This window comes from Clavibacter sp. MX14-G9D (assembly GCF_032917815.1).
Taxonomy (GTDB): domain Bacteria; phylum Actinomycetota; class Actinomycetes; order Actinomycetales; family Microbacteriaceae; genus Clavibacter; species Clavibacter michiganensis_K.
The window spans coordinates 1-4,012 of the sequence record NZ_JAVCVL010000236.1; the positions used below are offsets into that span (position 1 = coordinate 1).

Sequence of the window (4,012 nt, forward strand, 5' to 3'; positions counted from 1 at the left end):
CGTCGGCGCGGTCTGCGCCGCCGCCCTCGCGGCCGGCCTCGTGGTGCTGCTCACGGCGTGCACGCTGTGGTCGCCGGAGGCGCGATGGGGTGCCCTCCTCCGCGAGGCGGCGGCCCTCGCCGTCCGGGACCCGCGGGGATCCGGCGCGCTCGTCGTCGCCCTGGTCCTCACCGCGGTGGTCACCTGGCAGCTGGCGCCCCTCGTGGTGCCCGCGCTCGGCTGCACCGTGTTCGCGGCCGTCGCCGTGCGCCTGTCGCGGACGCGGGCGTCGTCCCGCGGCTAGCGCTTTCCCGCGCCACCGCCCGGATGGCAGGATGGTGACCATCGCGCCGGCACGGCGCCGGCCGAGGAGCGAGCGATGCACCCGAAGGACCGCGGCACCGCCGTCACCCTGCACGACGTCGCCCGCGAGGCCGGCGTCTCGCTCGCCACCGCGTCCCGCGCCCTCAACGGCAGCGCGCGCAAGGTCAACGAGGACTACCGGGCCCGGGTCGTCGCCGCGGCGGCGTCCCTCGGCTACTCCCCGAACCTCTCGGCGCAGGCCGTGGCGAAGGGCGCCACCTCCACCGTCGCGCTGCTGGTGAGCGACATCGCCGACCCGTACTTCTCGAGCATCGCCTCGGGGGTCCTCGCGGCCGCGGAGGCCGCCGGGCTCGTGGTCACCATCGGCGTGACGCACCGCGATCCCGTGCGCGAGCTGGAGCTCGTCCGCGCCCTCCGCGGCGGGCGGCCCCGCGTGATGCTCCTCGCCGGCAGCCGCTTCGACGACGAGGCCTCCCGCGACGCCCTCGTCGCCGAGCTGCAGGCGTTCGAGCGCGCCGGCGGACGGGTGGTGATGCTGAGCCAGCGCTCGCTCCCCTTCCCCACGGTGCAGCTCGACAACCGGGCGGGCGCGCGGGCCCTCGCCGACGCGCTCGTCGACCTCGGCTACCGCCGCTTCGCGGTCCTGCACGGCCCCGCGACCCTCGTGACCTCCGCCGACCGCCTGGCGGGCTTCGCGGAGGGCCTCGCCGCCCGCGGGGTGGACCTCGACCCGGCCCTCGTGGTCGCGACGGACTTCACGCGCGACGGCGGGCACGCCGCCATGACCCGCCTGCTCGACGAGCACCCCGGGCGCATCGAGCTGGTGTTCGCCGTGACCGACGTGATGGCGATCGGCGCGTCGTCGGCGCTGCGCGACCGCGGCGTGGAGCCGGGCACGGGCATCGGCGTCGCGGGGTTCGACGACATCCCGACGGTCAGCGACGTGAGCCCCGCGATCACGACGGTCGCCGTCCCGCTCGGCGAGATCGGGAGCCGCGCCATCGGCCTGGCGCTCGACGAGGACGCCGACGCCGACGCGACCGTCGTCCTGCCGACCTCGGTGGTCGTCCGGCCGAGCACGCCCGACCGGTCCGGCCGCTCGGCCTGATCTGCCGCTCGGCCTGATCCGCCCGCTCCGCCCGCTTCGCCTGATCGCCCCGACCCGCCAGACCCGCCTGACCGCGGTGGCGCCGGCATGCGATCTGGTCGAGGTGTCCCCGACTGCGGGAAACCGCTTGCCGCAGGGCGGCTCCTCGGCATAGCATCCGGGTAAACGCTTTCCACCAATGAAAGGGCCCCCGTGTCAGAGACGACAACGCCCCGCACCCTCGGCATCATCATGAACGGCGTGACGGGCCGCATGGGCTACCGCCAGCACCTCGTCCGCTCGATCCTCGCCATCCGCGAGCAAGGCGGCGTCCTCCTCTCGGACGGGAGCCGCGTGCAGCTCGAGCCGCTCCTCGTGGGCCGCTCGGAGGCGAAGCTCGCCGAGCTCGCCGCCCGCCACGGCCTCGAGCACTGGACGACCGACCTCGACGCGGCCCTCGCCGATCCGCGGTGGCAGGTCTACGCCGACTTCCTCGTGACGCGCTCGCGCGTCCCCGCCATCCGGAAGGCCATCGCGGCCGGCAAGGACGTCTACACGGAGAAGCCGGTCGCCGAGTCCTACGTCGAGGCGCGGGAGCTCGCCGAGCTCGCCAGGGCCGCCGGGATCAAGAACGGCGTCGTGCACGACAAGCTCTACCTGCCCGGCCTCCAGAAGCTCAAGCGGCTCATCGAGTCGGGGTTCTTCGGCCGGATCCTGAGCGTCCGCGGCGAGTTCGGCTACTGGGTGTTCGAGGGCGACTGGCAGGACGCGCAGCGCCCCAGCTGGAACTACCGGAGCGAGGACGGCGGCGGCATCGTCGTCGACATGTTCCCGCACTGGAACTACGTGCTGGAGGACCTCTTCGGCCCCATCGAGGGCGTGTACGCGAAGGCGACGACGCACATCGAGGAGCGCGTGGACGAGCACGGGGTGCCGTACACCGCGACGGCCGACGACGCCGCGTACGCGATCTTCGACATCGCCGGCGGCGTGACCGCGCAGCTGAACTCGTCGTGGGCGGTGCGCGTGGACCGCCCCGAGCTGGTGGAGTTCCAGGTCGACGGGACACTGGGATCCGCCGTCGTCGGGCTGTTCGGCGCGAAGGTGCAGCCGCGCGTCGCGACGCCCAAGCCCACCTGGAACCCCGACCTCCCGGAGACGCACGACTACTCCCGGGACTGGCAGGAGCTTCCCGTCAACGACGTCTTCGAGAACGGCTTCAAGACCCAGTGGGAGCAGTTCGTCCGGCACGTGGTGGAGGACGCGCCCCACGAGTACGACTTCTTCGCGGGGGCCCGCGGGGTGCGGCTCGCCGAGCTCGGGCTGCGGTCGTCCCGCGAGGGCCGCCGCATCGACGTGGCCGCGCTCGACGCCGAGGCCGACGCGGAGGCGCTGGCGGCCGTCGAGGTCGCGCCGTGACCCGCGTCGCCCTCCTCGGCGCCGACGGCGCGATCCGGCCGCACGAGCTCGGCCCGGCGCCCGCGTTCGCGCCGCCGACGGGACCGCTCGTCTCCCGGGTGGCGTACGCGGCCGCCCACGTCGTCCCCGTCGCGCACGGCGAGAACGTGCCCGGGCATCCGGCGCGCATCGACTGGGACGCGACCCTCGGCTTCCGGCACCGCATCTGGTCGTGGGGGCTCGGCGTCGCCGACGCCATGGACACCGCCCAGCGCAACATGGGGCTGGACTGGGCGGCCACCCGCGAGCTCATCCGGCGCAGCGCCGCGGAGGCCGCCTCCGTCGGCGGCTCCGTGGTCGTCGGCGTCAACACCGACCAGCTCGTGGATGACGTCGTGCCGCTCGAGCGCGTCGTCGACGCCTACCTCGAGCAGCTCGCCGTGGCGGAGGACGCGGGGGCCGGCGTCGTGCTGATGGCCAGCCGGCACCTCGCCCGCGCCGCCACCTCCGCCGCCGACTACGAGCGGGTCTACGCGGCCGTGCTCGCGCGCGCCTCCCGGCCCGTGATCCTGCACTGGCTCGGCGCGGCGTTCGACCCGGTGCTCGCCGGCTACTTCGGGTCCGCCGACACGGCGGCCGCCTCGGACACCGTCGTGCGCATCATCGAGGACGGCGGCGACGCCGTGCGGGGCATCAAGATGTCGCTCCTCGACGCGGGGGCCGAGGTCGCCCTGCGCGCCCGCCTCCCCCGCTCCGCCTCCCTCTTCACGGGCGACGACTTCTCCTACGTCGGCCTCATCGAGGGCGGCGAGGACCCGGACGGCGTCGTCCGCCGCTCCGACGCCCTCCTCGGCGCGTTCGCCGCCCTCGCGCCGTCCGCGTCGGCGGCCATCCAGGCCCTCGACCGCGGCGACGTCGCGGGCTACCGGCGGATCCTCGGCCCGACCGAGGCGCTCTCCCGGCACGTCTTCGCCGCGCCGACGCAGTACTACAAGACGGGCATCGCGTTCCTCGCCTGGCTGAACGGCCACCAGCCGGCGTTCTCCATGGTGGGCGGCCTGCACTCGGCGCGCTCGCTCCCCCACCTGTCCGGGATCGTCCGGCTGGCGGACGAGGCCGGGGCGCTGGAGCGGCCGGAGCTGGCCGCCGAGCGCTGGAACGGGATGCTCGCGCTGGCCGGCGTCGAGGCGCCGAGCATGGTCCGCGCGTGACCGCGCCGCGCGA

General features: G+C 75.0%; 3 protein-coding genes and 1 pseudogene. All 4 read left to right on the top strand.

Features of this window, described 5'->3' with window-relative positions; genetic code table 11:
• Positions 1-283 (top strand): annotated as a pseudogene (locus tag Q6969_RS13795) (hypothetical protein); the annotation flags it as partial.
• 75 nt (positions 284-358) lie between these two features.
• Complete coding sequence (locus Q6969_RS13800) at positions 359-1,411, top strand: LacI family DNA-binding transcriptional regulator (RefSeq protein WP_317230954.1); 1,053 nt, start codon at positions 359-361, stop codon at positions 1,409-1,411.
• 231 nt (positions 1,412-1,642) lie between these two features.
• Positions 1,643-2,809, top strand: coding sequence for a Gfo/Idh/MocA family oxidoreductase (locus Q6969_RS13805; RefSeq protein ID WP_317230956.1), 1,167 nt, complete (start codon positions 1,643-1,645; stop codon positions 2,807-2,809).
• On the top strand, positions 2,806-3,999 hold the full coding sequence (locus tag Q6969_RS13810) for a DUF993 family protein (protein WP_317230955.1): 1,194 nt from the start codon (positions 2,806-2,808) through the stop codon (positions 3,997-3,999). The genes Q6969_RS13805 and Q6969_RS13810 overlap by 4 nt, the downstream gene beginning before the upstream one ends.
• Positions 4,000-4,012: the final 13 nt, after the last annotated feature.

Coding starts and splice junctions, on each gene's coding strand:
- Q6969_RS13805 (WP_317230956.1), top strand. CDS start 1,643: ATGAACGGCGTGACGGGCCGCATGGGCTACCGCCAGCACCTCGTCCGC.
- Q6969_RS13800 (WP_317230954.1), top strand. CDS start 359: ATGCACCCGAAGGACCGCGGCACCGCCGTCACCCTGCACGACGTCGCC.